Genomic DNA, 1,153 nt, shown 5'->3' with positions numbered 1-1,153 from the left:
CGGCCGACCACGGCACCGGTGCGCGGGTGGATCAGCGGATAGTCGCGCCCCTCCCGCACGCAGGCGATGAATTCATCATCCACAGCCACGGAAAGGTTGAAGTTACAGAGCAGTCCATGGTCCAGCTTGGCCTTGATGAAGGCCTCGACGTCCGGATGATTGACGGGCAAAACGCCCATGTTGGCGCCGGGGCGGACCCGGTTGCGGTCGATCAGATGGGTGGCCGAATCAAACAGGCGGATGAAGGCCACCGGCCCGCCGGTCACCCCGGAGGCGGGGAAAATCGTATCGCCGGTGGGCCGCAGACGACCGAAGGAGAATCCCGTGCCGCCGCCGGTGCGGTGGATCAGGGCGGCATCCTTGAGGCTCTGGAAAATCGACTCCAGGTTGTCCTCCACCGGCAGCACAAAACAGGCCGCCAGCTGCCCCAGGGGACGGCCGGCGTTCATCAGGCAAGGCGAATTGGGCAAAAACTCCAGGGAAGTCATGGCCGCCTCGAAGCGCGCGGCGGTCTCCCCTACCGCCGCCCCGGCATCGAACAACCGGTCGGCCTCGGCCACCACCCAGGCCACACGCGAGAAGACATCGGCCGGGGTTTCAATCGTTTCGCCACGGTAGTTGCGCGCCAGGTACCGCTTGGCCATGATTTCCCCGGCCAGCGGCGTGAGAAGGGGCTTGTGCATGAAATCGCCTTTCGACATCGGTGCTGAAGAATTCATCGGAAACCACGCATAGGAAAGGATTATGCCAGAAAGCCTAGGCATCAGGCAACGCCCTTTCGTCAATGCTTATTTTTCGCGGTCAAGGCCCGTGCCTGACGCCTTGTGATGTCGTCCTCTATCGGTTTTTGACGTAGGCACCGGCCATGCCTGCGACAACCCGTGGGTCATATGAATCGGCGGGCGAAAGCGGGCGAGAAGAGCGGTGCGAGCCGGTAGCAGGTAGAGGAGATAGAGCAGGAGGGCCAGTCCCCCCTCCCGGCGCCCCATGACCCCCATCCGGCCGCTGAACAGAAAAACGAACGGCAGGACGCTGGCAGCGGTCAGCATGCCCAGATCCATGTACCATACCGGATCGATGGGCAGCGGCTGGATCACGGCACCGGCGCCCAGCACGAAGAAGAGACGGAAAAGGTTCGCACCGACCACGTCCC

At 63.2% G+C, this 1,153-nt stretch carries 2 protein-coding genes; both read right to left on the bottom strand.

Annotated elements, in window-relative coordinates; translation table 11 throughout:
* Positions 1 to 683: ribonucleotide reductase N-terminal alpha domain-containing protein (locus tag JCM12296_RS35005; RefSeq protein ID WP_281492273.1), on the bottom strand; the 683-nt coding region annotated here is incomplete at its 3' end.
* Between the two features lie 105 nt (positions 684 to 788).
* Positions 789 to 1,153 (bottom strand): hypothetical protein (locus JCM12296_RS35000; RefSeq protein ID WP_422699290.1); only part of this gene is annotated, 365 nt, incomplete at its 5' end.

Source organism: Desulfosarcina cetonica JCM 12296 (assembly GCF_001311845.1).
Lineage (GTDB): Bacteria > Desulfobacterota > Desulfobacteria > Desulfobacterales > Desulfosarcinaceae > Desulfosarcina > Desulfosarcina cetonica.
Note: the sequence above shows the minus strand (reverse complement) of the source record. Positions and strands in the feature narration are given on the sequence as shown.